General features: G+C 59.0%; 27 protein-coding genes. 16 read left to right on the top strand and 11 right to left on the bottom strand.

Annotated elements, in window-relative coordinates; translation table 11 throughout:
- Positions 1–14 precede the first annotated feature (14 nt).
- The 4 genes from ftsY (at position 15) to O9X91_RS07580 (ending at position 3,998) form a co-directional block, all read left to right on the top strand.
- Complete coding sequence (gene ftsY / locus O9X91_RS07595) at positions 15–1,451, top strand: signal recognition particle-docking protein FtsY (RefSeq protein WP_269833648.1); 1,437 nt, start codon at positions 15–17, stop codon at positions 1,449–1,451.
- Positions 1,452–1,453: 2 nt separating this feature from the next.
- Positions 1,454–2,104, top strand: coding sequence for a septation protein A (locus tag O9X91_RS07590; RefSeq protein ID WP_063951440.1), 651 nt, complete (start codon positions 1,454–1,456; stop codon positions 2,102–2,104).
- On the top strand, positions 2,101–2,697 hold the full coding sequence (locus O9X91_RS07585; RefSeq protein ID WP_269833647.1) for a DUF2585 domain-containing protein: 597 nt from the start codon (positions 2,101–2,103) through the stop codon (positions 2,695–2,697). Before O9X91_RS07590 ends, O9X91_RS07585 begins: the two co-directional genes overlap by 4 nt.
- A 119-nt stretch (positions 2,698–2,816) precedes the next feature.
- The gene (locus O9X91_RS07580) at positions 2,817–3,998 is read left to right on the top strand and encodes a GGDEF domain-containing protein (protein ID WP_269834290.1); all 1,182 of its coding nucleotides are present in this window, start codon (positions 2,817–2,819) and stop codon (positions 3,996–3,998) included.
- 19 nt (positions 3,999–4,017) lie between these two features.
- Here the strand turns inward: O9X91_RS07580 and O9X91_RS07575 are convergent, their stop codons facing one another.
- The 5 genes from O9X91_RS07575 to ccmA all read right to left on the bottom strand — a co-directional run bounded on the left by O9X91_RS07575 (position 4,018) and on the right by ccmA (position 7,131).
- Positions 4,018–4,617: a DsbE family thiol:disulfide interchange protein gene (locus O9X91_RS07575; RefSeq protein WP_269833645.1), complete on the bottom strand. Its 600-nt coding sequence runs from the start codon at positions 4,615–4,617 to the stop codon at positions 4,018–4,020.
- Positions 4,617–4,787: a heme exporter protein CcmD gene (gene ccmD, locus O9X91_RS07570; protein ID WP_142912953.1), complete on the bottom strand. Its 171-nt coding sequence runs from the start codon at positions 4,785–4,787 to the stop codon at positions 4,617–4,619. The genes O9X91_RS07575 and ccmD overlap by 1 nt, the downstream gene beginning before the upstream one ends.
- A 4-nt stretch (positions 4,788–4,791) precedes the next feature.
- Positions 4,792–5,553, bottom strand: a complete 762-nt coding sequence (locus O9X91_RS07565) for a heme ABC transporter permease (RefSeq protein WP_269825426.1) — start codon at positions 5,551–5,553, stop codon at positions 4,792–4,794.
- Between the two features lie 74 nt (positions 5,554–5,627).
- Positions 5,628–6,287, bottom strand: coding sequence for a heme exporter protein CcmB (ccmB, locus tag O9X91_RS07560; RefSeq protein ID WP_269833644.1), 660 nt, complete (start codon positions 6,285–6,287; stop codon positions 5,628–5,630).
- A 202-nt stretch (positions 6,288–6,489) separates the two neighbouring features.
- On the bottom strand, positions 6,490–7,131 hold the full coding sequence (ccmA, locus tag O9X91_RS07555; protein WP_142912955.1) for a heme ABC exporter ATP-binding protein CcmA: 642 nt from the start codon (positions 7,129–7,131) through the stop codon (positions 6,490–6,492).
- Positions 7,132–7,400: 269 nt separating this feature from the next.
- Here ccmA and acnA point away from each other — a divergent pair, with 269 nt between their 5' ends.
- The 3 genes from acnA to O9X91_RS07540 all read left to right on the top strand — a co-directional run bounded on the left by acnA (position 7,401) and on the right by O9X91_RS07540 (position 11,817).
- Positions 7,401–10,094 carry an aconitate hydratase AcnA gene (acnA, locus tag O9X91_RS07550; protein ID WP_077985476.1) on the top strand — a complete coding sequence of 898 codons (2,694 nt, stop codon included), beginning with the start codon at positions 7,401–7,403 and terminating at the stop codon, positions 10,092–10,094.
- A 188-nt stretch (positions 10,095–10,282) separates the two neighbouring features.
- Positions 10,283–11,023 carry a DUF1223 domain-containing protein gene (locus O9X91_RS07545; protein WP_003523168.1) on the top strand — a complete coding sequence of 247 codons (741 nt, stop codon included), beginning with the start codon at positions 10,283–10,285 and terminating at the stop codon, positions 11,021–11,023.
- Between the two features lie 401 nt (positions 11,024–11,424).
- Entirely contained in the window at positions 11,425–11,817 is a 393-nt protein-coding gene (locus tag O9X91_RS07540; RefSeq protein WP_003523170.1) for a DUF2794 domain-containing protein, read from the top strand.
- Positions 11,818–11,958: 141 nt separating this feature from the next.
- On the opposite strand, the gene O9X91_RS07535 is transcribed toward O9X91_RS07540, so the two are convergent.
- The 3 genes from O9X91_RS07535 to O9X91_RS07525 all read right to left on the bottom strand — a co-directional run bounded on the left by O9X91_RS07535 (position 11,959) and on the right by O9X91_RS07525 (position 16,183).
- Positions 11,959–12,696 (bottom strand): Bax inhibitor-1/YccA family protein, encoded by a 738-nt coding sequence (locus O9X91_RS07535; RefSeq protein ID WP_142912957.1) that lies wholly within the window; start codon positions 12,694–12,696, stop codon positions 11,959–11,961.
- Between the two features lie 218 nt (positions 12,697–12,914).
- A complete protein-coding gene (locus tag O9X91_RS07530; protein WP_142912958.1) occupies positions 12,915–15,476 on the bottom strand; it encodes an ABC transporter permease in 2,562 nt (853 codons plus the stop codon).
- Complete coding sequence (locus tag O9X91_RS07525) at positions 15,473–16,183, bottom strand: ABC transporter ATP-binding protein (protein ID WP_142912959.1); 711 nt, start codon at positions 16,181–16,183, stop codon at positions 15,473–15,475. Before O9X91_RS07525 ends, O9X91_RS07530 begins: the two co-directional genes overlap by 4 nt.
- Positions 16,184–16,274: 91 nt before the next feature.
- Between O9X91_RS07525 and O9X91_RS07520 the strand changes: the two genes are divergently transcribed.
- Both O9X91_RS07520 and thpR read left to right on the top strand, forming a co-directional pair.
- Positions 16,275–16,925 (top strand): arylesterase, encoded by a 651-nt coding sequence (locus O9X91_RS07520; protein ID WP_142912960.1) that lies wholly within the window; start codon positions 16,275–16,277, stop codon positions 16,923–16,925.
- A 68-nt stretch (positions 16,926–16,993) separates the two neighbouring features.
- Positions 16,994–17,587: an RNA 2',3'-cyclic phosphodiesterase gene (gene thpR / locus O9X91_RS07515; protein ID WP_077985482.1), complete on the top strand. Its 594-nt coding sequence runs from the start codon at positions 16,994–16,996 to the stop codon at positions 17,585–17,587.
- On the opposite strand, the gene O9X91_RS07510 is transcribed toward thpR, so the two are convergent.
- Positions 17,521–18,000: a low molecular weight protein-tyrosine-phosphatase gene (locus O9X91_RS07510; RefSeq protein WP_142912961.1), complete on the bottom strand. Its 480-nt coding sequence runs from the start codon at positions 17,998–18,000 to the stop codon at positions 17,521–17,523. The genes thpR and O9X91_RS07510 overlap by 67 nt on opposite strands.
- 58 nt (positions 18,001–18,058) lie before the next feature.
- On the opposite strand from O9X91_RS07510, the gene O9X91_RS07505 reads away from it, so the two are divergent.
- The 7 genes from O9X91_RS07505 to O9X91_RS07475 all read left to right on the top strand — a co-directional run bounded on the left by O9X91_RS07505 (position 18,059) and on the right by O9X91_RS07475 (position 23,878).
- Positions 18,059–18,364, top strand: a complete 306-nt coding sequence (locus O9X91_RS07505) for a 4a-hydroxytetrahydrobiopterin dehydratase (protein WP_142912962.1) — start codon at positions 18,059–18,061, stop codon at positions 18,362–18,364.
- A gap of 51 nt (positions 18,365–18,415) precedes the next feature.
- Positions 18,416–18,796: a YkvA family protein gene (locus O9X91_RS07500; protein ID WP_077985485.1), complete on the top strand. Its 381-nt coding sequence runs from the start codon at positions 18,416–18,418 to the stop codon at positions 18,794–18,796.
- A 296-nt stretch (positions 18,797–19,092) separates the two neighbouring features.
- The gene (locus tag O9X91_RS07495; protein WP_077985486.1) at positions 19,093–19,596 is read left to right on the top strand and encodes an invasion associated locus B family protein; all 504 of its coding nucleotides are present in this window, start codon (positions 19,093–19,095) and stop codon (positions 19,594–19,596) included.
- 266 nt (positions 19,597–19,862) lie between these two features.
- Entirely contained in the window at positions 19,863–21,035 is a 1,173-nt protein-coding gene (rlmN, locus tag O9X91_RS07490) for a dual-specificity RNA methyltransferase RlmN (RefSeq protein WP_142913030.1), read from the top strand.
- A 109-nt stretch (positions 21,036–21,144) separates the two neighbouring features.
- The gene (locus O9X91_RS07485; protein ID WP_077985487.1) at positions 21,145–22,098 is read left to right on the top strand and encodes an ABC transporter substrate-binding protein; all 954 of its coding nucleotides are present in this window, start codon (positions 21,145–21,147) and stop codon (positions 22,096–22,098) included.
- A 107-nt stretch (positions 22,099–22,205) separates the two neighbouring features.
- Entirely contained in the window at positions 22,206–23,087 is an 882-nt protein-coding gene (locus O9X91_RS07480) for an ABC transporter permease (protein WP_077985488.1), read from the top strand.
- Positions 23,084–23,878 (top strand): ABC transporter ATP-binding protein, encoded by a 795-nt coding sequence (locus O9X91_RS07475; RefSeq protein ID WP_077985489.1) that lies wholly within the window; start codon positions 23,084–23,086, stop codon positions 23,876–23,878. The genes O9X91_RS07480 and O9X91_RS07475 overlap by 4 nt, the downstream gene beginning before the upstream one ends.
- A 39-nt stretch (positions 23,879–23,917) precedes the next feature.
- Here the strand turns inward: O9X91_RS07475 and O9X91_RS07470 are convergent, their stop codons facing one another.
- Positions 23,918–24,565 (bottom strand): LysE family translocator, encoded by a 648-nt coding sequence (locus tag O9X91_RS07470; protein ID WP_077985490.1) that lies wholly within the window; start codon positions 24,563–24,565, stop codon positions 23,918–23,920.
- Positions 24,566–24,685: 120 nt separating this feature from the next.
- Positions 24,686–25,540, bottom strand: a complete 855-nt coding sequence (locus O9X91_RS07465) for an SDR family NAD(P)-dependent oxidoreductase (protein WP_142912963.1) — start codon at positions 25,538–25,540, stop codon at positions 24,686–24,688.
- Positions 25,541–25,823: the final 283 nt, after the last annotated feature.

The raw sequence follows: 25,823 nt of genomic DNA, 5'->3' as shown, positions 1-25,823 counted from the left end.
ACACGGGAACGACCATGGCCCTCGGCTTCATCAAAAAAGTCTTTTCGTTCGGCAAGGACAAGGCCGAAACGGGAGAGCGGCCGCAAGAGGACGCCGCGCCTGAGCGCGACAATGAAAACGCTTCTTTCGAAGCGGCGCTAAGCGACGCCGAAGCGCATGGCCCTGTTGACAAGGACCCGGTTTCCGAACTGGAGATGGAGACGGCCGGCGGACCTGCCCCGGACGAGGCGACGGACGTGGTCCTTTCCGACGATGATGAGGAAGAGGACGCACCGCTTCTGCCCGGTGCCGAGCTTTCCGGCGATATGGGTGTAGTGCCGCTGTCGTTGCTACAGGCGGAAGCCGCCGCCGAAGAGCAGGTCGAATCTGCCCCGGAAGTAGCGGATGTCGTGTTGGATGCGGATGCGATGGATGCGCTGCTTGACGAGGCCGAAGCTGCGACCACCGCCCAGCCCGCCGCTATACCGCCAGCTCTACCGAAAGGTTTTTCGTCCGCCAGTGAGCGGGAGGAGCCTGCCCCTGCGGCACCGCAGGTAAAACTGACATGGTTTCAGCGCCTGCGGGCAGGGCTTGCCCGCACGTCGTCGCAGCTGACCACACAGATTTCGGCGCTCTTCACCAAACGCAAGCTGGATGAGGATACGCTCGACGAGCTTGAGGATCTTCTCATCCAGTCCGATCTCGGGGTCGAGACCGCCATGCGCATCACCGGCGCCCTGTCTTCGGAACGCTACGGCAAAGATGTCAGCGGCGAGGATGTGGCGCGCATCATGGCGGGCGAGATCACCAAGGTTCTGAAGCCTGTCGCCAAGCCGCTGGAGCTCGATCTGTCGCACAAGCCGCATGTCATCCTCGTCGTCGGTGTGAACGGTACGGGCAAGACGACGACCATCGGCAAGCTTGCCGCCAAGCTTTCCGGCTCGGGCCTCAAGGTGATGCTGGCGGCCGGCGATACGTTCCGCGCGGCGGCGATCGAGCAGCTCAAGATTTGGGCGGACCGCACCGGCTCGCAGTTCATCGGCACCAAGCTCGGTGCGGATGCGGCCGGTCTTGCCTACGACGCTTATGAGCAGGCGCGGGCGCAGAAAAGCGATGTGCTCATCATCGATACGGCCGGCCGCCTGCAGAACAAGACGGAACTCATGGCGGAGCTGGAAAAGATCGTGCGCGTGCTCGGCAAGCTCGATCCGGATGCGCCGCATACCGTGTTGCAGACGCTGGATGCGACGACGGGACAGAACGCCATGAACCAAGTGGAGATATTCCGCAATGTGGCGGGTGTTTCGGGCCTGATTATGACAAAATTGGATGGCACGGCGCGGGGCGGTATCCTCGTCGCCATCGCTGCTAAACATAAGCTGCCGGTCTATTTCATCGGTGTGGGTGAAGGCGTTGAGGATCTGGAGCCCTTCGAGGCGGAAGATTTCGCCAAGGCCATTGCGGGAGTTTGAGTATGGATATTGAAAGCAATTCCAAGGAAAGCGAAAAGATGGTGGCGGAAATCAGTCCGCTCCTGAAATTCGTGCTCGAGCTTGGCCCGCTTGTCGTTTTCTTTTTCGCCAATTCGCGTGGCGAATGGCTTGCAACCACTTTTCCGGTCCTGACAGAGTTCGGTGGCCCGATTTTCATTGCCACCGGCCTGTTTATGATCGCGACGGCGATTGCGCTCTCCGTTTCCTGGGTCCTGACGCGCAAGCTGCCGATTATGCCGCTGATATCAGGCATCGTGGTGTTCGTTTTCGGTGCGCTGACATTGTGGTTGCAGAACGATACTTTCATCAAGATGAAGCCGACCATCGTCAACACGCTGTTTGGTGTCATTCTGCTGGGTGGCCTGTTCTTCGGGCAGTCTTTGCTGGGTTACGTCTTCAATTCCGCCTTCAAGCTGACGGATGAGGGTTGGCGCAAGCTGACGCTGCGCTGGGGCATCTTTTTCCTTTTTCTGGCGGTGCTGAACGAAGTTGTATGGCGAATGTTCTCTACAGACACCTGGGTGGCCTTTAAGGTCTGGGGCACCATGCCAATCACCATCATCTTCACCATGGCGCAGATGCCGCTCGTCATGCGCCATTCGGTCGAGCCGCTGAACAAGGACGAAAAATGACAGTTGCGGAGATGCCGGCTTCCCGTTCGCGTTCGCTCAAATGGTTCGGCGTGGCCGCCGGCCTGCTTCTCCTGCAAATCGTCATTCTCTACGCCATGGGCCGCATTCCGATCTGCGAATGTGGTTATGTAAAGCTGTTCGAGCCGGGCGTGAACACACCGGGCAATTCCCAGCATCTGGCCGACTGGTATACGCCCTCGCATATCATTCACGGGTTCCTGTTTTACTGGTTTGCGTGGCTGTTGTTCCGCAACAAACCGTTTTCCATGCGGCTTTCTTTTGCGGTTCTGGTGGAGGCGGCGTGGGAAATTCTCGAAAATTCGCCTATTATCATTGATCGCTACCGCACGGCGACCATGGCGCTGGGTTATACCGGCGACAGCATCCTGAATTCGGCGATGGATACGGTTTTCATGGCGCTGGGTTTCCTCTTTGCCGCGCGCGTGCCGGTGTGGCTGACAGTCCTGATCGCCATCTTCTTCGAGATTTTCACGGGCTGGCTGATCCGGGACAATCTGACGCTGAATGTGGTGATGCTGGTCTGGCCCGTCGACATGATTAAGGAATGGCAGAACGCACTCCCGCAAATGTGAACTGGTCCATCGGAATTCCAGCCGGAAAGCCGCAAAAGCATCTTTTTATTGGGAGGTTTTCTTAATGGCGTTCCGCTAACCTTCGCGTACAAAGCTCGTCCCTTTCCCGGCAGACCCCGTTGCAAGATAATTTCGCCTATCTTCTTCCCTTCATCATGCTCACCTTCGGCGTGGTGTTCCTGTTCCTGCAAAGGATCGGCCACGCTTCGGCTCGCTATTGGGGTATCGGATATCTTGCGGCGGCTTTTGGTTTCGCCACACCTCTGGTGCTTGGCAGCCTGCCTTTCGAAGTCCAGGCGGTCCTCTCCAATCTGCTGTTCTTCTCCGCCTTCTTCTTTTATGGCCACGCTCTGCTCACCCATTTCGAACGGCCGCTTTATACCAAGGCGCGACTTTCGATTGTGGCCGTGGCGGTGTTGCTGGTCTCGTTCCACGTTCTCGTCACGCCGGATCTGAAACGCGAGCTCGTCATTGGCGATCTCGTCTGCGCCGTTTTGCTTGCTATCCCGGTCTGGACCGTGCGGAAGCGGCCGGCTGCGCTTGCCGATAGGCTGATGGTGGGAATTGCCTGTCTTGTGGTGCTGGAGACGCTGGTACGCATCGGCATGCTGCTGGTGATGACGCCGGGTGGCTCGATGGTCGAGCTCAGCGAATTCTTCGAGTCGGACTATGCTTTTTACATGCAGCTCGCCGCCAGCATCTTCGGCTTTCTGCTGGCGTTGTCGGTGCTTGCGAGCCAGATTTCCGTCACCGTCGACCGTCACCAGCATGCGGCGGAACATGATCCGCTGACGGACGTGTTAAATCGCCGCGGTTTCGACCGGCGCGTTCCCGATTTTCGCAACGATACGCCAGAAGGCGCGATCATCGCCTGTGACATAGACCACTTCAAGCGCATCAACGGCGTTTACGGTCATGCGGCTGGCGATATCGTGCTCATCGGCCTTTCCGATCTCCTCAGGCGAAACGCGCCCGAGGATGCGCTGGTGGCGCGTTTCGGTGGTGAAGAATTCGTGGTCTTCCTGCCCGGACAGACGGCTGCTGTGGCCGGTCAGCTTGCCAATGGCATGCGCACGGGTCTTTCGTCTCTCGACTGGCGCAACCGCGGCGTTACCAGCCAGATCACCGCAAGTTTCGGTGTCTCGGCTGTCGCGAGGGGAGATCATTCCATTCACGATGCCATCAAGCGGGCCGATGACAGTCTTTATGCCGCAAAGCGCGGCGGTCGCGATCAGGTCGTGCTGGAAGGCATACGTTTGCCTGCGGAAGGGCCTGCGCTCCGGGTCGTTGCCAAGGCGTGATATCCTTCTGGCGCGGCGGCTACTGTCCTGTCGCCGCCGTGATGGCGGGCAGAAGGTCACGTTCTATGCTGCGGGCATCGAAGGGGCCGACCTTTTTATAAAGGATCGTGCCATCGGCGCTGACGAGATAACTTTCGGGAATCCCATAAACACCCCAGTCGATTGCCGCCTTGCCGTTCGGATCGATGCCTATCGCCGCAAATGGATTGCCGAGTTCGCCGAGGAAGCGCAGCGCATTGTCCGATTTGTCCTTGTAGTTGATGCCGACGACGGTGATGCGGTTATCCTTTGACAATTCCTGAAGCAGCGGGTGCTCCTGCCGGCAGGGAATGCACCAGGAAGCGAAGACGTTGACCAGTGTCAGCTTGCCCTTGATAGCGGCATCGGTGAGCGCCGGAAGGTTCGAGCCCTCCAGTGGCGGCAGCGACAGGGCGGGGGCCTTGGTGCCGATGAGTGCGGAAGGAATCGCGCTGATATCCAGGCCATTCACATCCTGATCGTAGAGCATCTTGCCGGCGACAAGGGCAAAACCACCAAACAGCAGAAGCGGCAGGAGCGCCAGCGCATAACGGGTGCGGCCCGTCGATTTGGCCTTGGTGTCGTGGTCCGCCTGCGTCATTACGCGTCACCTGCGGAAGCGCTTCTTGCCCTGCGGCGAACGCCGGATGTTTCGAGTTGCTTCAGCTCCCGTTTGCGCGCCTGGCCGTCCACAACGACCCAGGCGATGAGACAGAGAACGACGAGGCCGGTCGCCGCATAGGACATGCCGATATAAAAGGCGTGCGTCATCACCTCAGCCCTCCCGGTTCGCCATACGGGCGGCGAGACGCCGTTGCGCGGCCACGCGCCGACGCCAGATTTCATTGCGCATGGCGGCGATGTGCAAGGTGAAGAACAGCAGCGTGAAACCGATCGCCATGGTCAGAAGAGGCCACAGAAATTCCGCATCGATGGCGGAACCACCCATGCGGATGACGCTTGCCGGCTGGTGCAGCGTATTCCACCACTCGACCGAAAACTTGATGATCGGAATATTCACGAAACCGACGAGGATCAGCACGGCGCTGACGCGGGCGGCTCTGGACGGATCGTCCATGGCGCGGTTGAGCGCGATCAGCCCCAGATACATCAGGAAAAGCACGAAGACGGAAGTCAGCCGCGCGTCCCACACCCACCAGGTTCCCCACATGGGTTTGCCCCAGAGCGAGCCGGTGACGAGCGCAATCAGCGTGAAGGCCGCGCCGATGGGGGCGGCGGCCTTGTGGCTGACATCCGCCAGCGGGTGACGCCAGACGAGGGTGCCGATTGCGGAGACCGCCATGACCGAATAACACATCATTGCGAGCCAGGCGGACGGCACGTGCACATACATGATGCGCACCGTGTAACCCTGCTGGTAATCGCCTTCGGTGGTAAAGGACAGATAAAGACCGGCGGCCAGCACCAGCGCCGTGAGCGCAGCGAGCCATGGCAAAATACGTGCCGCCAGCGCCAGAAACCGGGTGGGATTGGCGAGATCACTGAATTTGGTGATGGTGAAGGTCTGCTCGTTCATGCCGTTTGTGTAACCCGAGAATGGCCGCCCCGCAATTGATCCCTGTCAACAGGGGATCGTCTGGCGTGGTTTCATCAATCCATAACATTGCGCAGCGCCAAAGCGGCGAAGAAAGGTCCGGTCACGGCTGAAAATAACGTGATCGCACACAGAATGAGGAATGGCGGCATGAAGGGCGCCGGTTCCTGCACTGCCGCATAGGAAGCGCTGACGCCGAAGATCAGCACGGGAATGGCGAGCGGCAGCACGAGGATGGAAACCAGAAGCCCCCCGCGCGGCAGGGCAACGGCAACTGCCGCGCCGACCGCACCGATGAAAGTGATTGCGGGTGAGCCGACCAGAAGCGTCAGCATCACGGCGCCGATAGCCACTTCGTCCATGTTCATAAAGAGGCCGAGCAAAGGGGAGGCAAGCACCAGCGGCAGACCGGTCGTGACCCAGTGCGCCAGGCATTTCACGACCACGGTCAGGACTAGCGGAGTTTCCTGCATCAAGATCAAATCGAGGGAGCCGTCATCCCGCTCGGCCTGGAACAGCCGGTCGAGGCCGAGAAGGGCGGACAGAAGCGCGCCGATCCAGACGATGGCCGGGCCGATGCGCGCGAGCAGGTTGAGATCAGGACCGACGCCGAAGGGGATGACGGCAACCACTGTCATGAAGAACAGCACGCCGATCAGCGCGCCGCCGCCGGCGCGGATGGAGAGTTTGATATCGCGGAGGAAGAGGGCGGTCATTGGGTAGGCCTCTGCGGGTGTGGTTTACCCCCCTCTGCCCTGCCGGGCATCTCCCCCTCAAGGGGGGAGATCGGCAAGACGCGATTTCGCCGCTCCATTCTCAAGCTTTCAGATGGACGAGAGCTCACCACGAGTCGATCTCCCCCCTTGAGGGGGAGATGCCCGGCAGGGCAGAGGGGGGTATGCCCCGTGCGCAAACCGTTCATGCCCAAGCCTCCACACCCGCAAAACCCGTCATCTGCAATTCACGCGCCTTCTCTAGCCCCAAAGACTGATGGGTCGCAGCCAGGACAATCCCGCCTTTCCCCAAATGGCTTTTGACGAGATCGGTAAACATCCCGTCCGCAGCTTTGTCGAGCGCCGCCGTCGGCTCATCGAGTATCCACACCGGTCGCCATGCAATCAAAAGCTTCGCCATGGCAAAACGACGCTGCTGGCCGGCGGAGAGATAACCGAAGGGCAGGTGGGTAATGCCGGCAAGGCCAACGATCTCCGCTGCCTCATCAATCATCATGCCCGTGCCGCCGGCAAAGTCGCTGAGGAATTCCTTCCAGAAGCGCAGGTTTTCCGAAACGGTCAGTTCGGTTTTCATGGCATTGCGATGGCCGAGATAATGGCAAGCCTCTGACGGCCGCATCTCCTCATCAACCCCTTCGCCGGCTATCTTTACGCTGCCTTGTTCGGGGCGCAGTAGGCCGGCGACTGTCCGCAGGAGAGTGGATTTTCCCGAGCCGTTGCGGCCGGTCAGCACCAGAGCCTCTCCGTCGCTTAACTTGAAGGAAATGTTCATGAATATGAAATCTTCGCCACGTCGCACGCCAAGATTTTCCGCCGTCAAATCCATGCTGCGATTCCGTTTCAGATTTCGTCGTCTCGATAAAAAAATCGATTAGCTTCGTGGAATGGTCTGGCACGTTTCTCCGAAATTATCTATATGGGTGTCAACCACGCCAGCGGCCGGCGTGAACATCATCTTGCGCCGGACTTGACGATTGCGAGGAGCAATTTTCACGTGCGGACAGCGGAAATGGTCGTACCCGCATCCTGATGTGCATGAGTGCATAGGTGTCCGCACGAACGTGTTGGCTATCAGTGTAAGCGGGGTTTTAATCCATGCCCAAGTCACTCGACAGTTTTCAATGTCGTTCCGTCCTTACCGTTGATGGTAAGGACTATGTCTATTTCAGCCTTCCCAAGGCTGAAGCCAATGGCCTGAAGGGCGTTTCCAAGCTGCCCTATTCCATGAAGGTTCTGCTGGAAAATCTGCTGCGTTTCGAGGACGGCCAGTCCGTCACCAAGGAGCATATCCTTGCGGTTTCCGAATGGCTTGGTAACAAGGGCCTGACCGAAACCGAAATTGCCTACCGCCCCGCCCGCGTTCTCATGCAGGACTTCACCGGTGTTCCCGCCGTGGTTGACCTCGCCGCCATGCGCGACGGTATCAAGGCTCTCGGTGGCGATCCGGAAAAGATCAATCCGCTCGTTCCCGTCGATCTCGTCATCGACCACTCTGTTATCGTCGATGAATTCGGCACGCCGAATGCGTTTGCCCGCAACGTCGAACTCGAATATGAGCGCAACGGCGAGCGTTATCGCTTCCTCAAGTGGGGCCAGCAGGCGTTCAAGAACTTCCGCGTTGTCCCGCCGGGCACCGGCATCTGTCACCAGGTCAACCTCGAATATCTCGGCCAGACCGTCTGGACCAAGGAAGAGGATGGCGAGACGATCGCTTATCCGGATACCTGCGTCGGTACGGATTCGCATACCACGATGATCAATGGTCTCGGTGTTCTCGGCTGGGGTGTCGGCGGTATCGAGGCTGAAGCTGCCATGCTCGGCCAGCCGGTTTCCATGCTTCTGCCTGAGGTCATCGGCTTCAAGCTGACCGGCAAGGTGAAGGAAGGCGTCACCGCGACCGACCTCGTTCTGACCGTTGTGCAGATGCTGCGCAAGAAGGGCGTGGTTTCGAAGTTCGTCGAATTCTTCGGCCCCGGCCTCGATTCGATGTCTTTGGCCGACCGTGCAACCATCGGCAATATGGGCCCGGAATATGGTGCGACCTGCGGCTTCTTCCCGGTTGATGGTGAAACCATCAATTACCTGACCATGTCCGGCCGCGCAAAGGACCGTATCGCGCTCGTCGAAGCCTATTCCAAGGCGCAGGACATGTGGCGCACCGGCGATGGTTCCGACCTCGTGTTCACCGACACGCTGGAACTCGATCTTGGCGATGTCGTGCCCTCCATGGCCGGACCGAAGCGTCCGGAAGGCCGCCTGCCGCTCGAAACCATCGCGCCGAATTTCGCGACGGCTCTCGAGAACGACTACAAGAAGCCCGGCCAGCTCCACAGCCGCTATGCGGTTGAGGGCGAGGAGTTCGATCTCGGTCACGGCGATGTGGCTATTGCCGCCATTACGTCGTGCACGAACACGTCCAACCCCTCCGTTCTTATTGCCGCCGGCCTTCTCGCCCGCAATGCGGTCGCCAAGGGGCTGAAGTCCAAGCCATGGGTGAAGACCTCGCTGGCACCGGGAAGCCAGGTCGTTGCCGAATATCTCGACAAATCAGGTCTGCAGAAGGATCTCGATGCGATCGGTTTCAACCTCGTCGGTTTCGGCTGCACCACCTGCATCGGCAATTCCGGTCCGCTGCCGCCCGCGATCTCCAAGACGATCAACGACAAGGGCCTGATCACCGCCGGTGTTCTCTCGGGCAATCGCAACTTCGAAGGTCGTATTTCGCCTGACGTTCAGGCGAACTATCTGGCCTCGCCGCCGCTCGTCGTCGCCTATGCCCTTGCCGGCTCGGTCCAGAAGGATCTGACCAAGGAGCCGATCGGCGACGATCAGAACGGCAATCCGGTCTACCTCAAGGATATCTGGCCGACCTCCAAGGAAATCCAGGAATTCATCCTGAAATACGTCACCCGTGAGCTTTACGAAACGAAGTATGCCGACGTGTTCAAGGGCGATGCGAACTGGCAGGCCGTTCAGGTTCCGCCGGGCCAGACCTATGCCTGGGACGACCAGTCCACCTATGTTCAGAACCCGCCCTATTTTGTTGGCATGGGTAAAAAGGGCTCGGGCCTCAAGAACATCAAGGGCGCGCGCGTCCTCGGTCTCTTCGGCGACAAGATCACCACCGACCATATTTCTCCGGCCGGTTCGATCAAGGCCGCTTCGCCTGCCGGTGCCTATCTGACGGAGCATGGCGTCGCTGTTGCGGACTTCAACCAATATGGTACGCGTCGTGGCAACCACGAAGTGATGATGCGTGGCACCTTTGCCAATATCCGCATCCGCAACCACATGCTCGGCCCGAACGGCAAGGAAGGTGGCTACACCATCCACTATCCGTCCAAGGAAGAGATGTCGATCTATGACGCGGCCATGAAGTACAAGGCCGAGGGTGTTCCGCTCGTCATCTTCGCCGGTGTCGAATATGGTAACGGCTCGTCCCGCGACTGGGCGGCCAAGGGCACCAACCTGCTTGGCGTCAAGGCCGTCATTGCGCAGTCCTTCGAACGTATTCACCGTTCGAACCTGGTCGGCATGGGCGTCGTTCCCTTCGTCTTCGAGGAAGGCACGACTTGGGCGAGCCTGGACCTCAAGGGCGATGAAATCGTCGAGATCGATGGTCTCGAAGGTGAAATCAAGCCGCGTGAAAAGAAGATCGCCAAGATCACATATAGCGATGGGTCGGTGAAGGAAGTTCCGCTTCTTTGCCGCATCGATACGCTTGATGAGGTGATCTACATGAACAATGGCGGCATTCTGCAGACCGTTCTGCGCGATCTGGCCGCTTAATACTTTGACGATCGAAGGCGTCGGGAGAAATCCCGGCGCCTTTCATTTTGCGGTCTCTTTTTTTGTGATTGTCGCTCACCCCTTCGTGACTTTCTATTGAAGGGCGTTAGACGTTATTTTCCGGTTTGCATCCGGCAGGATTGATCGCATCAATTCGTCTGGATCTCTTCCGGACAAAGGTTTTTGTAATGCCGCTGAAATTCCCTCTGTCGATATGTCTTCTCGGCACGTTTCTCGTCACCTCCGCGCAGGCGCAGGAGGCCGTGAAGGGCGTCGTCGAATTGTTCACCTCGCAGGGATGCTCATCCTGCCCGCCGGCGGATGAAGCCCTGCGCAAGATGATTCAGAAGGGCGACGTCGTCGGTCTTTCCTACCATGTCGATTACTGGAACTATCTCGGCTGGACGGATTCGCTCGCCTCGAAGGAAAATACCGACCGGCAATATGGTTATATGCGCGCGCTCGGTCGTAACGGGGTCTATACGCCGCAGGCCATTCTGAACGGCCGCGACCATGTCAAGGGTGCCGATGTTCGCGGTATCTATGACAGGCTTGATGCTTTCAAGCGCGAGGGAAAGGGACTGAACGTGCCGGTTTCGTCGAAATTTGCCGGTGACGAGGTGGAGATCGATATTGGCGCTGGCAGCGGCAAGGCCGATGTCGTCGTTGCGTATTTCACGCGCGAGCAGACCGTGGATGTGCAGAAGGGCGAAAACCAGGGGAAAAAAATGTCCTACTGGCACAGCGTCTATGATGTGCAGACAGTCGGCATGTGGGATGGTTCGCCAATGACGGTGAAGCTTCCGGCGAGCGTGGTGGCCAAGGTGAAAAAGGGCGGCTGCGCCGTGCTTTTGCAGACAGCCAACGCCGGTGGCGATCCCGCGGCAATCGTCGGCGCCAGTATCCTGCTTGGAAATGAAAACCCTTGATCGCCCGTAAGGCGATGGAAGATCCGGTCCGGGCATTGGGGGCTGGGGGTAAAGGGTCAATGCACCGGACCGGGTCATCTTGGTGCCTAGGCATCAATTGACAATAGGACTATTCCACCCAATTCAGGCCATGGTTTGACCGAAATACGGCAGCCTACGCGAAAATGGCTGCCTAAATGGTTACCATTTTTAATCCCTGCTTTTGCAGTTGGCAGCGCTTGTCCGAGAAACGGCGGGCGCAGTTCTGCGCTGCCGTCTTCCGGTTCCGCTGCGCATCGAAGGCTTGTCAAACCCTGCCCGGAATTCCCCTGTCCTGTACGCCATGCCGGTGCAAAGACTTGCAATTTCGCCCTCTCAGGCTCACACTGCACGGATGATTTGGGTGGAATCGGAGGTATTGGATGACCGATCAACCGGATGTGCAGCAGGTGCAGACCGCTTCACGTGACAATTCCACCGTCATCGATCTCCGCGAATATAAAAAGAACAAGGACCCTTTGCCGGTCACCTTTCACCGCCGCGAGCTGGATGCGATTCTGCGCATCTATGGCCGCATGGTGGGAGAGGGCGAATGGCGTGACTACGCCATCGATCACCTGAAGGAAAAGGCAGTGTTTTCCGTCTTCAAGCGCTCAGGTGAAATGCCGCTTTTCAGGATCGAGAAAAACCCCAAGCTGGCGGCGAAACAGGGTGCTTATTGCGTGGTGAATACGGATGGCCGCATTTTAAAACGTGGGCATGAGTTGCCGCAGGTTCTGAAGGTCTTCGACAAGGTTTTGAAGCTCATCGAGTGAGATGAGATGGCGCGCTATCCCACCAGCCTGCTGTGGCTCTATGCGACAAACGGGCGAAAGGGCAGTCCGTGAGAAAGCTGGTAAATAAAAAGGCGGCCGGAAGGGCCGCCTTTTGCATGTCTGCCAGTTGGGTTCCTGCCCTTACTTGTCACGGTTACCCATGAACTGCAGGAGGAACATGAACAGGTTGATGAAGTCGAGATAGAGCGTCAGCGCACCCATGATCGCCTTGCGGCCAGCCACGGCAACGTCATCGCCATCGAAATACATTTCCTTGATCTTCTGCGTGTCGTAGGCGGTGAGGCCTGCGAAGATCAGAACGCCGATCGCGGAAATCGCGAACTGCAGCGCAGAAGACGCGAGGAAGATGTTAACGATCGATGCGATGATCAGACCGAACAGACCCATGATCAAGAAAGAGCCCATACCGGACAGGTCCTTCTTGGTCGTGTAACCGTAAAGAGAGAGCGCGCCGAACGAGGCAGCGGTCACGAAGAACGTCTGTACGACGCTCTGGCCGGTATAGACCAGGAAGATCGAAGACAGTGATACGCCCATCAGCGCCGCATAGACCCAGAAGGTCATCTGCGCAGTGGAAACGCTCATGTTCTGGATGCGGAAGCTAAGAAAGAACACCAGTCCGAGCGGTGCGAGCATGACGACCCAACGCAGCGGCGACGCATAGAGCAACTGGGCGAAAGCCTCATTGGTGGTCGCGAGCGTAAAGGTCGCGAATGCCGCGACACCGGTGATGACCAGAGCCAGCGCCATCAGGTTATAAACCTTCAGCATATAGGCGCGAAGACCTTCATCGATCATCGCACCAGACTGTGCACGCGTCTGCGCCATGCGGTTCTGGTAGTTATTGAAGTCAGCCATTGTTTCCTCTTTTGAGCTCCGTAATTGCTACGGTGTCGGGATACCTCCCGGGCGCCGCTGCGGAGCTTCAGCAAGCCTACTCACGAATATGATGGCAGATCGTGTCCGATACAAGGCCTTTTCCCGTCGAAAAGACACCATATGCGCGAAAAGCGCTCACGTTTTGGCGATCATTACAAAGAATTAATCGTTAAAGTTAAGCGGCGTACAACCGATGATCATTCGCCTGCCTGCCGGAGAACCGGGGCTGCCTTCTGCCCGAGAATCCGCCATGTGCCGATGAGACCGATGCCCACCGTCATGACGAGGGCGACGACGAGGGTTCCGATCGCCACATCCGGCAGGAAGCTGGAGGGCAGCTTCATGATACGGGCAATCACGAACCATGCGGAGACGCCGCCGGCGAAAAGCGCGAAGACAGCGGTGGCGAGGCCGAGCATCATATATTCGTAGGAGAAAGCGCGGATGAGCAGGTTTCGTGTGCCGCCCAGCGTTTTCAGGATGACCGCGTCATGGGTACGGGCGCGGTTTCCGGCGGCAAGAGCGCCGGCAAGGACCAGGACGGAGGCGATGAGCGCAACGGCCGCAGCGGCGCGAATGGCGGTGGCGAGTTGGCCGACAAGCCGGTTGACGACATCGAGCGCATCCTTCACGCGCACGCTGGTGATCGTCGGATAGGTGTTGGTGACGGCTCGCAATATGCGGCCCTCGTCGCTGGCGGTTGCGGCAGGATCGGCAAGGGTCGCAAGCCAGGCATGCGGTGCGCCGCGGAAGGTATTGGGCGAAAACACCATGACGAAATTGATTGAGAGGGATTCCCATTCGACATTACGCAGATTGGCGATCTTGGCCGTGATGCTGCGGCCGAGCACGTTGACGGTAACCGTGTCGCCAATCTTGAGACCCAGTTCTCCAGCTTCCTCGGCTGCGAAGGAAACCAGCGGCTCGCCGCTATAGTCCGGCCCCCACCAGCTTCCTTCTGTCAGAGCCGCATTTTCGGGAATATCCTGCGAATAGGTGATGCCCCGGTCGCCGCGCAGCACCCAGCGCCCGGCCGGAGGCACCTCCATCTTCGTGACATCCTCGCCGTTGAGCGCCAGGATGCGGCCGCGCAGCATCGGCACTTCCGTCAGCGCGCCTTCCGGCACTTCCCGTTTCAGAAGATCGCGGAAGCCTTGAAGTTCGCTGCCCTGAATATCCACGAAGAAGAAATTCGGTGCGCGGTCCGGCAGGCTGTCCGTCAATTCGCGACGCAGATTGCCGTCGATCAGCGTCAGCGTCACGAGCAGGGTCAGGCCGAGGCCGAGCGAAAGAACGACGGAGGGGGTGAGCGCGCCTGGCCGGTGAATATTGCCGATCGCCAGCCTGAGCGCAGCCGAATGAACGCGCGGGCTGCGCTTGGCGATGGCCTTGACGCCGGATGCAACGAACCTCAGCACCATGAACGCAAAAGCGATCGCCGCCAGGAAGACCGAGGCGATGAAGCGGTCTTCCGCAGAAAAGATGGCAAGGGCGGCGAGCGCCGCCAGCAGCAGGCCGGTTGCTGCCAGATAGGGCCAGGATGGCCAGCTTCCCTCCTCGAAACCCTGTTCGCGGAAAAGCGCCGTTGCCGGCACCTCGCGCGCCTGGCCAAGGGGTACGATGGCGAAAGCGAGCGTCGTCAGGAGACCGAACAGGGCGGCAAGGCCGAGAGCGCCGGGATAAAAGGCAAGCTCCTTCGGCACGGGCAATACGCCCTCCAGAAACCGCATGGCGATAAGCGGCGCGACGGCGCCGACGACAAGGCCGATGACGATGCCGACGGCGGCGATGAAGGCGATCTGGAAGAGATAGGTCATGGTGACCACCGAGGCCGGCGCACCCAGGCATTTCAGCGAGGCGATGGTGGTGCGTTTGGAATCCAGAAAGACGCGAACGGCATTGGCGACGCCGACCCCGCCAACGATGAGCGCGGTGAGGCCCACCAGCGTCAGGAATTGCGAGAAGCGATTGACGTTTTCGGTGAGCGATGGGGCCGCCCGGTCACTGGTGCGGATGGACCAGCCGGCATCGGGAAAGGCCTTGTTGGCCGCATCGGTCATCGTCGACCGTGCCGAAGGATCGTTCAGCCTGATCTTGTAGGCATGTTCGACAAGACTCCCGTTCTGAACGAGACCCGAGGCGAAAAGGGCGTCGCGACTGACCATCAGTCGTGGAGCAAAACCGAAACCGTCGGACAGAGCATCCGGCTCGTCGACCACGGTGCCGGTCAGTTTCAGCTTCACATTACCGAGCAGGATTTCATCGCCGACCTTGATGCCGAGCCGTTCCAGCAGAAGCGGCGCGGCGATGGCGCCATAGGTGTCGCCGTTCCCGGCCAGAAGTTCGCTCAGCGGTCGGTTCGGCGCGGCCACGAAAGTTCCATAGAGCGGGTAGGCGCCGTCAATGGCCTTCACCTCCGTCAGGGTCTGTTCAGACCCATCGGCAAGGCGCGCCATGGAACGCAGCCCGGTGGAAACCGCGACGGTACCAAGGCGGTCGAGATAGGCCCGTTCCTCCTGCGTCGCCTCCCTGTTGCGCAGCTCGAAACGGACGTCTCCGGCGAGGATCGACTGGCCTTCGGTGGCTATGGCGCTAGTGACTGCGCGTGACACGGAATTGACGGCGGCTATGGCACCGGTTCCGAGCGCAATGCAGGCAAGGAAAATGTAAAAGCCGCGCAGGCCGCCACGAATTTCGCGGCGCGCAAGCCTCATGGCGTTTCTTATATTGGCGAAAGAGGGGAAAATGGAGCCGATCATGCCGATACCGCCCGCGCCATCTGGGGACGGGCGCTGTCGCCCTCAATCTCGCCGGATCGCACCTTGATCTGCCGTGAGCACCGGGCGGCAAGCGACGGATCATGGGTGACGAGGATCATCGTCATGCCCCGTTCGGCCTGCTTGGCAAAGAGAAGATCGGCGATTTGCCTGCCGGTATCGGTATCGAGGTTGCCGGTCGGTTCGTCGGCGATCAGTACGGCCGGCGAAGGGGCAAGCGCGCGGGCGATGGCGACACGCTGCTGTTCGCCGCCGGAGAGCTGGCCGGGATAATGGCTCAGGCGCTCGCCGAGACCGACAGCGACGAGCTCGCGTCTGGCGATCTCGAACGGGTTTGGAACATTGGCCAGTTCCAGCGGAACGGCGACATTTTCGAGCGCCGTCATATTGGCGATGAGATGGAAGGACTGGAAGACAATGCCGATATTCCGGCCGCGGAAATCCGCCAGCGCATCTTCGCCGAGCTTGTGCAGTTCGGTGTCGGCAATGATGATTTCGCCGCTATCGAGCCTCTCGAGACCGGCAAGCACCATCAGAAGCGTCGACTTTCCCGATCCGGAGGGGCCGACGATACCAACCGCCTCGCTCTCTCCGATTGAAAGATCGATGTTCTTGAGAACGTGAACGGAGGCGGCGGCATTGCCGAGCGTGAGGTCGGCTTTCTTCAGCTCTATGATGCTTTTCGTCACAATTCTCGTTCCTATATAGGGTGATGAAAACGGTCTGGCGCTCGATGCGGTCGGTATTTCAGACAATGGGAACCAAGTTAGGAAAGCCGTGATGAGATTTAAAGCTGCCCTGTTTCACTTCATCGTCATTTTCGCCGCTGCCTTTTCGGGCTCTGTTGCGATGGCTCAGGAACGGACATTGCAACTGGTCGGCCTCGGCGACAGCTTGATGGCTGGTTATCAGCTGCCGCCAACCGACAGCTACACCGCACAGCTTGAAGCTGCATTAAAGGGCAAGGGCGTCAATGTCGCCATCGCCAATGCCGGTGTCTCCGGCGATACCTCCTCAGGTGGTCTGGCGCGAGCGGAATGGTCGGTTCCCGATGGTACGGACGGGGTCATTCTGGAACTCGGCGCGAATGATGCGCTGCGCGGAATTCCCCCGGAACAGACGGAAAAGAACCTCGATACCATCATTTCCGGTTTCCAGAAACGCAATATAGCCGTGCTGCTGGTCGGCATTATGGCACCGCCGAATATGGGCGATGATTATGCCAGCCGCTTCAATCCGATCTTTCCGAAGCTCGCCGAAAAATACAACCTGCCGCTTTATCCGTTCTTTCTTGATGGCGTGGTGACGGATGATGCGCTGAAGCTGGACGACAAGATGCACCCCAATACGAAGGGTGTGGCGACGATGGTTGAAAAATCTTTGCCGGTTGTTGAAAGCTTCATCACGACAATCGGTGCGCAAAAAAAATAAGCACTTGCGCCCGCCTGCATTGCGTGATTCGCTATGCTTGTTCTGCCAAGAGATTCGGGGAGCTCGCCATGCCGAGACTGTTTACCGCCCTCGAAATTCCGCGCAATGCGGCTATGAGCCTCTCATTGTTGCGCGGTGGTCTGCCGGGAGCCCGGTGGATCGATGTGGAGAATTATCACATAACCCTGCGTTTTATCGGTGACATCGACGGTCGTACCGCAGATGAGGTCGTGGACAGGCTGGACCGGATCGACAGGCCGGAATTCCAGCTGAACCTCACCGGTATGGGGTCCTTCGGTTCCAAGAAACCGCATTCCATCTGGGCCGGGGTTTCTCCCTCGCCGGAAATGCATGCGCTTCAGGCGGAAATCGAGCGGATTTGCCAGAGGATCGGTCTCCCGCCCGATCCGCGCAAGTTCATGCCGCATGTCACGCTGGCGCGGTTGCGCTCCTCCCGCGTGGACGATGTGGTGCAGTATCTTTCCGGACGCGGCAACTTCCGCACCTCGCCCTTCACGGTCGGCCGTTTCGTGCTGATGTCGTCGAAGGAATCGGTGGGCGGTGGACCCTATATCGTTGAAGAGGCGTTTCCGCTTCATGAGGCGCGGTCCAGCTCCATCTTTTCGAGCAACGATCTGCATCCTGCCAAGAGCATGTTGTAGACCTTGAGGAACCCGTCCTCGGCCCCGTAATAGGGGTCGGGGACGTTCTCGCGGCAGCCAGTGGCATAGTCCATGAAGAGATGGATCTTGTGTCGCTGCCTTCCCGGGCTCGATTGCAGCAGGTTCGCCAGATTGTTTTCGTCCATGGCGAGTATCAGGTCGAAGGTCTCGAAATCCGCCAGGGTGACCTGTCTCGCCCGCTGCCGGGAAATATCGACGCCATGCCGTCGCGCCATGGCGATGGACCGTGGATCGGGCGCGTCACCCGCGTGCCAGCCGCCGGTGCCGGCGGAATCGATGGTGAGCTGATCAGACATGGCCGCGCTGTCGGCAAGGCGTCTCAAAATCCCTTCGGCCAGCGGTGAACGGCAGATATTGCCCATGCAGACAAAAAGAATAGCTGTATGTTTCATGGATTGTGCGTCGATCCCGTCGTTGAAGCGTTAATGGGTCTCAAGCGGAGGTAAGTTCATGAAATATCCCAGACTAGAGCCGGACGCCATCCGGCAGGCCCTGTCGAAACTAGAGGGCTGGTCCCTGCGCGAGGACGGAGCGGCTATCGTCCGTTCCTTCAAGTTTGCAAGCTTTGCGGAAGCCTTCGGTTTCATGGCCGAATCCGCACTTGTGGCGGAAAGGCTCAATCATCATCCCGAATGGTCCAATGTCTATTCGCGGGTGAAGGTCTGCCTCACCACCCATGATTCGCAGGGTGTGACGGAGCGCGATTTTCTTCTGGCCGAGGCCATGCAGAAGGCGGCTGTGGCCCGAAGCAATTGAACGGCGGAGCTTAAATCCCATATAATAGCCGTGACCGGAGGACCGTCGATCATGGATGATGTGAAAATCGGTGAAATTCTTCTGCCTGGTGAAGCCGACAGGCGGGAGGAGCGCGAGAACGTCGTGCGTGCGAAATTCTGGCCCAAGCTGAAGCGCGTGATGTCGAAGGTACCTTTCGCACGCGATGCGGCGGCGGCCTATTATTGCGCGATCGACCGCGATACGCCGCTGCGCGCCAAGGGTATCATCCTGGCGGCGCTCGCCTATTTCATCATGCCGATGGATGCCGTGCCGGATGTGCTGGCCGTTATCGGATTCACTGACGACATCGCCGTCATTACGGCAGCGCTCGCTATGATCCGCGCCCATATCAAGATGGAGCACTACGAGGCGGCTGACGCCATGCTGAAACGGCAGCAGGAAGCCGGGTAACGCCTCTGTGATCTGCCTGTTCGGGCGAGCCTGACGGGCGACAAATTCTTGCCTGAATTTATGTGTCATACACACGAAAGAAGGGTGTTTCGCACCTTTCTCCTCAGGGCGTCGGGAGTCGCCAATCTGTAACACCGCAAGACGTTTCCGGCATTTTATGCGTGTTGTTGACGGTTTGGTAACCGCTTCCCGACCACAATGAGAAAAGACGATCCGCACCTGAACGTGGCCGATCCAGAAACTGGGCTCGCCGATGCTTCGGGCCAATGGAAGACAATAACCCGGCAGGAAATTCAATGTTTGTAAGAAGTGTAGCAACCGCAGCGGCCATTTTGCTGACCAGCGTCGGCGTAGCATCTGCACAGTCGCCCACGCGCATCCAGCAGTTCAATGCATGGGGTGCCTATTCGTACAAATCGGGCAACAGCACCGTCTGCTACGTTCTTTCCATTCCGACCGCCAAGGAGCCGGCAAATGTCGACCACGGCGATATCTTTTTCATCGTTTCGCAACGTCCGGGGCAGAACATTTCCTATGAGCCGCAGGCCATGGTGGGTTATCCGCTCAAGCAGGGTTCCAAGGTTAATGTGACGATCGACAACAAAAACTTCGTCATGTTCACCAAGGACAAGGCCGCCTGGGTTGAAAACGCCGCCGAAGAACCGGCGCTTGTGGCGGCCATGAAGGGCGGCAGGTCCATGACCGTCAAGGCCACCTCCGGCCGTGGCACCGCGACGTCCTATTCCTATTCGCTGTCGGGTATTTCGGCGGCTCTCAAGCAGATCGAGAGCTGCAAATAATCCTGACACCGTATTGTGTCTGACAATGGCCGGTCCTTGACCGGCCATTTGCGTTTTTGCTTGTTTGATGCTAAAGGCGCGGCAACATTGACAGGCGGATGCGCGAAAACTGCTCCGCCTTTGATTTTCTCGACATGCAGACGATTTTCCGCCTATCCGAAAGGCCGGTCGTGCGATGCATGGAATGATGGGATAGCGTAATGTCTGTAATGCAAGCCCCTGCCGGCCTGGCAGTCAAAACGCCGTTGATCGCCAATAGCGATCTGATGTCCGGCAAGCCGTCGCTGATCGGCATGACCCGTGAGGAAATGGGTGAGGCGCTTTCGGAAATCGGCGTGCCGCAGAAGCAGGTGAAGATGCGCGTCAGCCAGTTGTGGAACTGGCTTTATGTGCGCGGCGTCTCCGATTTCGACAATATGACCAATGTCGCCAAGGAGCTTCGCGAGAAGCTGAAGGCGGCCTTTACCATCGCCCGTCCGGAAATTGTCGAGGAACAGATTTCCAATGACGGCACCCGCAAATGGCTGATGCGGTTCCCACCGCGCGGTGCGGGACGTCCGGTCGAAATCGAGACGGTCTATATTCCCGAAGAGGGTCGCGGTACGCTGTGCATTTCAAGCCAGGTGGGCTGTTCGCTGACCTGTTCCTTCTGTCACACCGGCACCCAGCGCCTCGTGCGCAACCTGACGGCTGAGGAGATCCTTTCCCAGCTTCTGCTGGCACGCGATCGGCTCGGTGATTTTCCCGACGGTTCGACGCCGGTCGGCGCTTATGTGCCGAGCGAAGGCCGCAAGGTTTCCAACATCGTGATGATGGGCATGGGCGAGCCGCTCTATAATTTCGAGCATGTGAAGACCGCGCTTTTGATCGCCACCGATGGCGACGGCCTGTCGCTCTCCAAGCGTCGCGTCACGCTCTCCACATCGGGCGTTGTGCCGGAAATCTTCCGCACCGGCGATGAGATCGGCGTCATGCTGGCGATTTCGCTGCATGCGGTGCGCGACGAGCTGCGCGACATGCTGGTGCCGATCAACAAGAAATATCCGCTGAAGGAACTGATCGAGGCCTGCCGCAAATATCCGGGCCTCTCCAACGCCCGTCGCATCACCTTCGAATATGTGATGCTGAAGGATGTCAATGACAGTCTGGAAGACGCCAAGATGCTGGTGCAGCTTTTGAAGGGTGTCCCGGCCAAGATCAACCTCATTCCGTTCAACCCATGGCCGGGCACGAACTATCAGTGCTCGGACTGGGCGCAGATCGAGAAGTTCGCCGATTTCATCAATCAGGCAGGTTATGCTTCGCCGATCCGCACGCCGCGCGGTCGCGATATTCTCGCCGCCTGCGGCCAGTTGAAGTCGGAATCGGAACGGATGCGCAAGACCGAAAGGCTGGCTTTCGAGGCGATGATGATCGCCAACCACGGCGCGGATGACTGAATAAGCCGCAATTGCCGCCTGAAAGCTTGTTTTGCAGTGGTTCTCCGATTGATTTCGGGCTGTCTTGTTCCTAAGAAGACGAAAACAGGGAACCAACAGGAGGATATCCATGCGCGCATTCATTCTGGCTCTCGCCGCCGCGAGCGCCCTCGTTCTGCCGGCCAAGGCTGAAAACGTCACCGTTGCTGTCACCGCCATCGTCGAACATCCGGCGCTTGACGCCGCCCGTGACGGCGTCAAGGCCGCGCTTGCTGAAGCCGGTTACAAGGAGGGTGAGAACCTCAAGTTCCTTTATGAGTCCGCGCAGGGCAATCCCGGCACCGCCGCGCAGATCGCGCGCCAGTTCGTTGGCGATGCGCCGAACGTCATCGTGCCGATCTCCACGCCCTCCGCGCAGGCCGTCGTTGCCGCCACGCGCGACATTCCGGTTGTCTTCACGGCGGTTTCCGACCCGGTCGGCGCACAGCTCGTCAAGGACATGCAAAAGCCTGGCCGCAACGTGACCGGCCTTTCGGACATGCTCCCGGTTGGCGAACATCTGGCGCTCATCAAGGAAATCTCCCCGAACGCCAAGTCCATCGGTTTCATCTACAATTCGGCCGAGGCCAATTCCGTATCGACGCTCGCCCTCTTGAAGGCTGAGGCTGAGAAGGCGGGTCTCAAGGTTGTTGAATCCGTCGCCACCAAATCGGCAGAAGTGCAGGGTGCAACCCGCGCACTGGTCGGCAAGGCCGATGTGATCTACGTTCCGACCGACAACACTATCGTTTCCGCTTTCGAAGCGGCTGCCGGTGTTGCTTCCGAAGCCAAGATCCCGCTTTACGCGGCCGATACGGATTCGGTCGCCCGCGGTGCGGTTGCCGCCCTCGGCTTCAACTATTTCGACGTTGGCAAACAGACCGGCGCCGTCGTTGTCCGCATTCTCAAGGGTGAAAAGCCGGGCGATATTCCGGCAACCGTTGCTGTCGGCACTGATCTGGTGATCAACAAGAAGGCCGCCGAAAAAGCCGGCGTCACCTTCCCGGAAAGCGTCACCAAGCGCGCCACCAAGGTCATCGACTGAACCGAAACCAGACTGAATAACGGGCGGCGGCAAATTCGCCGCCCGTTTTACGTGGCGCGAGACAGCACCCGTATCCGCCTGATGGCGGCAATAACAAGGACATTACCGTGAGCCAAATCGCCTTCTGGGGCGCCGTGGAGCTGGGACTGGTCTTCGCTTTCGTGGCGATCGGCGTTTATCTCGCTTTCCGTGTGCTTGATTTTCCTGACTTGACCGTGGACGGTTCGTTTCCGCTCGGCGCCGCCGTGGCTGCCGTGCTGATCATCGCCGGTCTGAATGCCTGGGTTGCGACGGCGATTGCGATGGTGGCCGGTGCCGCCGCCGGCATCGTGACCGCCACCCTCAACGTTCGTTTCAAAATCCTCAACCTGCTTGCGTCGATCCTGACGATGATCGCGCTGTTTTCCGTCAATCTGCGCGTGATGGGAAAGCCGAATGTGGCGCTGCTCAATCAGGATACGATGATATCGCCGTTTTACGGCCTCGGCCTGTCGGAATATCTGGTGCGGCCGCTGTTCGTCGGCGCGCTGGTGCTGGCCGCGGTCATCCTCGTCTGGCGTTTTCTTGAAAGCGATGCGGGCCTTGCCATGCGCGCGACGGGCGCCAATGCCCGGATGGCGCGGGCGCAGGGGGTGAAGACAGGTAACCAGATCTACCTCGGCATGGCGCTTTCGAATGCCCTGGTCGCTCTCGGCGGCGCGCTGTTCGCGCAGACCAATGGTTTTGCGGATGTGACCTCCGGTGTCGGCACTATCGTTGTCGGGCTTGCGGCCGTCATCATCGGCGAAACACTGTTCGGCGCGCGCGGTATTCTGGTCGCGCTGATCGGCTGTGTCTTCGGCTCCATCGCCTATCGTCTCGCCATCCAGCTCGCTCTGTCGAGCGATGTGCTGGGCCTCAAGGCGTCCGATCTCAATTTCGTAACGGCGGTATTGGTGGCCATCGCATTGATCCTGCCCCGACTGCGCCGCGGGGGAGCAACATCGTGATTTCCCTTTCCGATATTCAAGTTGTCTTCGGGCGCGGCACGCCGCTGCAGAAGCAGGCGCTCTCCAAGATCGACCTCACTATTGAGGATGGCTCCTTCGTCACCGTCATCGGCTCGAATGGCGCCGGCAAATCGACGCTGCTCGGCGTTCTCGCCGGTGATGTCCTGCCGACGGCGGGCAAGGTGATGATCGGCGGCGCCGATGTTACCCGCAAACCGACCGCCAGCCGGGCGGGGCGGGTGGCGCGCGTGTTTCAGGACCCGCTGGCGGGCAGCTGCGGCGCGCTCACCATCGAGGAAAATCTGGCGCTGGCGGCGTCGCGCGGCACGCGTCGCGGCCTTTTGCCGGCGCTTGGGCGTGGTCGGCGGGATTTCTTCAAGGAGCGCATCGCCTCGCTCAATCTCGGGCTGGAAAATCGTCTGAAGGACCGCATGGACCTTCTGTCCGGCGGTCAGAGGCAGGCAGTCTCGCTCGTCATGGCGACGCTGTCCGGCTCGGACGTGCTGCTGCTGGATGAACATACGGCGGCACTCGATCCCGGCATGGCCGAATTCGTGATGGAGTTGACCCGCAAGGTGGTGTCGGAGCGCAAGCTGACGACGCTGATGGTTACCCACTCCATGCGTCAGGCGCTGGATTATGGTAGCCGCACGATCATGCTGCATGCCGGTGAGATCGTGCTCGACGTTTCCGGCGACAGCCGCAGGGATCTCGAGGTCGAAGATTTGATCGACATGTTCCGCAAGATACGCGGCCAGAAGCTCGATGACGATGAGTTGCTGATCGGTTGATTGTAAAAAAGGCGCCGTAGGGCGCCTTTTTTGTTGCCGTCAGCGCGCCTGCGTGAAGAAAATCTTGACGGCGAAAAGCGAAAAGACACCTGCGATCGTATAATCCAGTCCGCGCAGAATTTTCCGGTTGCGTTGCAGCCAGGCTGAAAGAACATCTGCCGCGATTACGATGCCGATGCCGATCGGCAGCGCGACGATGATCGACCAGATGCCGAGGAAGATCAGCTTGCCGGTCACATGCGGATCGGATGCGCTGACGAATTGCGGCAGGAAGGTCATGAAAAAGATGATGATCTTCGGGTTCAGCAGGTTGACCCAGATGCCGTTCAGCAGCGCCGACTTCAGGGAGGACTGCGATTTTTCGCCGGCGCTTTTCACCATCACGAAATCCGAGCCTTTGCGGATTGCCTGGATGGCGAGCCAGACCAGATAGGCGGCTCCGCCGGTCTTCAGGATCATGAAAGCCGTCGGCGAGGCGACGATGAGGGCGGCGACGCCGAAGGCGACGAGCATCGTGTGCACGGTAATGCCGATATTGGTTCCCAGAAGTGTCATGAAACCTGCCGTCCGGCCCTCACGCAGGGAGCGGCTGATCCAAAGCGTCATGTCAGGCCCCGGGGTCACAGCCAGAAGGAGAATGGCAATGGTGAAGGCGATCAATGTCGGCAGGCTGGGAACGAAATCCATCGCGGCACCCGTAAAAGCTGGAGATTGCCGTGCTTAACGCGGTTTCGCATTTCTGCCAATGCTTTTGAGCACTGACGCGAAAAACCGCCGCAATGGTTACATCGCGGCGGCCCGGAACATTCAGTTTTTCAGGAAGCTGGTGAAGGCGGCGGAATATTCCGTGTGCCAGCGCGATAGCGGCGGACGGTTCTGGACGATGTCATAGGCCGCCCAGAGAATGCGCTTTTCATCGGTCTGTCGGTCCACCTCGCCATCCGGGCAAAGAATGTAGAAATCGCCCCGACCGATGCTTTCAACCATGAAATCGACGGTCTGTTCGCCGGTCCATGCGCCTTTAGGCTTTTCTGTCCTGCCATGGGCGGTGAGGCCGGTGAAGACGAAGCCGGGGATCAGCAGATGAGCGGAAACCGAGCTGTTCGGTAGGTTACGCAATTCGTGCTGAAGCGCCTCCGTGAAGGTTTTGACGCCGGACTTCGAGACATTATAGGCCGGATCGCCGGGAGGCGTGGTGATGCCCTGCTTCGAGCCGGTATTGACGATGAGCGCCGGCTCGCCATGGGCGATCATGCCCTGCCCGAAAACACGGCTGCCGTTCACGACACCCATCAGATTGACGTTGATGATATTTTCCCAATTGGCCTGTGGACCGAAAATGGCGCTGCCGGGCTGGATGCCGGCATTGTTCATCAGGACGTGAACGCGTCCGAAACGCTGGATCACGGCGCGCTCCAGCGCCTCCAGTTCATCGAGCCTGGATACGTCGGTCGGAATGGCGACAACCTGCGCTTCGCCGTTCTTGGCAACGGCCACAATATCCGCATGGGCTGCGGCAAGCCTCTCGCCGTCTAGATCGACGAGCACGACACTCATGCCGAAACCGGCGAATTTGCGGGCTGCGGCAAGTCCGATGCCGGAGGCAGCACCGGTGATGACGGCGACATTATCTTCCTTGAATGCGGGGTGGATGGTCGTCATAGGTCTCTCCTTCGCGTCGTTTCGGCTGTTTCCAGCGGTTTGCAACGTTGCCTGAACCTCACGGGTTTCATTCACGGTCTTCAAGTTGATCGCGCCGCTTTATGATAAAGCGCGAATTTTCATAATGCATGTGACAATCGCCTCGTTTCCATCAATACGCCCGGTCATCGTCAGCCCTCGTATGCGCCCATCAATTGTTTTGTCGCTTATCTCACTGAAAAGCGCTTCACACATTTCGGCTTGCACTGTAAAAGTGCCGAAATCCCAAGGAAATGGCGGTGTC

The sequence above is a fragment of the Agrobacterium salinitolerans genome, from assembly GCF_027498475.1.
GTDB classification, from domain to species: domain Bacteria; phylum Pseudomonadota; class Alphaproteobacteria; order Rhizobiales; family Rhizobiaceae; genus Agrobacterium; species Agrobacterium salinitolerans.
The sequence above is the reverse complement of the archived record's forward strand: the minus strand, read 5'-3'. Positions and strand labels throughout refer to the sequence as shown.

Excerpts from the sequence above, each read along its gene's own strand:
- ftsY (WP_269833648.1), top strand. The coding sequence starts at position 15 with ATGGCCCTCGGCTTCATCAAAAAAGTCTTTTCGTTCGGCAAGGACAAG.
- O9X91_RS07590 (WP_063951440.1), top strand. The coding sequence starts at position 1,454 with ATGGATATTGAAAGCAATTCCAAGGAAAGCGAAAAGATGGTGGCGGAA.
- O9X91_RS07585 (WP_269833647.1), top strand. The coding sequence starts at position 2,101 with ATGACAGTTGCGGAGATGCCGGCTTCCCGTTCGCGTTCGCTCAAATGG.
- O9X91_RS07575 (WP_269833645.1), bottom strand. The coding sequence starts at position 4,617 with ATGACGCAGGCGGACCACGACACCAAGGCCAAATCGACGGGCCGCACC.
- ccmD (WP_142912953.1), bottom strand. The coding sequence starts at position 4,787 with ATGACGCACGCCTTTTATATCGGCATGTCCTATGCGGCGACCGGCCTC.
- O9X91_RS07565 (WP_269825426.1), bottom strand. The coding sequence starts at position 5,553 with ATGAACGAGCAGACCTTCACCATCACCAAATTCAGTGATCTCGCCAAT.
- ccmB (WP_269833644.1), bottom strand. The coding sequence starts at position 6,287 with ATGACCGCCCTCTTCCTCCGCGATATCAAACTCTCCATCCGCGCCGGC.
- ccmA (WP_142912955.1), bottom strand. The coding sequence starts at position 7,131 with ATGGATTTGACGGCGGAAAATCTTGGCGTGCGACGTGGCGAAGATTTC.
- acnA (WP_077985476.1), top strand. The coding sequence starts at position 7,401 with ATGCCCAAGTCACTCGACAGTTTTCAATGTCGTTCCGTCCTTACCGTT.
- O9X91_RS07545 (WP_003523168.1), top strand. The coding sequence starts at position 10,283 with ATGCCGCTGAAATTCCCTCTGTCGATATGTCTTCTCGGCACGTTTCTC.
- O9X91_RS07540 (WP_003523170.1), top strand. The coding sequence starts at position 11,425 with ATGACCGATCAACCGGATGTGCAGCAGGTGCAGACCGCTTCACGTGAC.
- O9X91_RS07535 (WP_142912957.1), bottom strand. The coding sequence starts at position 12,696 with ATGGCTGACTTCAATAACTACCAGAACCGCATGGCGCAGACGCGTGCA.
- O9X91_RS07530 (WP_142912958.1), bottom strand. The coding sequence starts at position 15,476 with ATGATCGGCTCCATTTTCCCCTCTTTCGCCAATATAAGAAACGCCATG.
- O9X91_RS07520 (WP_142912960.1), top strand. The coding sequence starts at position 16,275 with ATGAGATTTAAAGCTGCCCTGTTTCACTTCATCGTCATTTTCGCCGCT.
- thpR (WP_077985482.1), top strand. The coding sequence starts at position 16,994 with ATGCCGAGACTGTTTACCGCCCTCGAAATTCCGCGCAATGCGGCTATG.
- O9X91_RS07510 (WP_142912961.1), bottom strand. The coding sequence starts at position 18,000 with ATGAAACATACAGCTATTCTTTTTGTCTGCATGGGCAATATCTGCCGT.
- O9X91_RS07505 (WP_142912962.1), top strand. The coding sequence starts at position 18,059 with ATGAAATATCCCAGACTAGAGCCGGACGCCATCCGGCAGGCCCTGTCG.
- O9X91_RS07500 (WP_077985485.1), top strand. The coding sequence starts at position 18,416 with ATGGATGATGTGAAAATCGGTGAAATTCTTCTGCCTGGTGAAGCCGAC.
- O9X91_RS07495 (WP_077985486.1), top strand. The coding sequence starts at position 19,093 with ATGTTTGTAAGAAGTGTAGCAACCGCAGCGGCCATTTTGCTGACCAGC.
- rlmN (WP_142913030.1), top strand. The coding sequence starts at position 19,863 with ATGTCCGGCAAGCCGTCGCTGATCGGCATGACCCGTGAGGAAATGGGT.
- O9X91_RS07485 (WP_077985487.1), top strand. The coding sequence starts at position 21,145 with ATGCGCGCATTCATTCTGGCTCTCGCCGCCGCGAGCGCCCTCGTTCTG.
- O9X91_RS07470 (WP_077985490.1), bottom strand. The coding sequence starts at position 24,565 with ATGGATTTCGTTCCCAGCCTGCCGACATTGATCGCCTTCACCATTGCC.
- O9X91_RS07465 (WP_142912963.1), bottom strand. The coding sequence starts at position 25,540 with ATGACGACCATCCACCCCGCATTCAAGGAAGATAATGTCGCCGTCATC.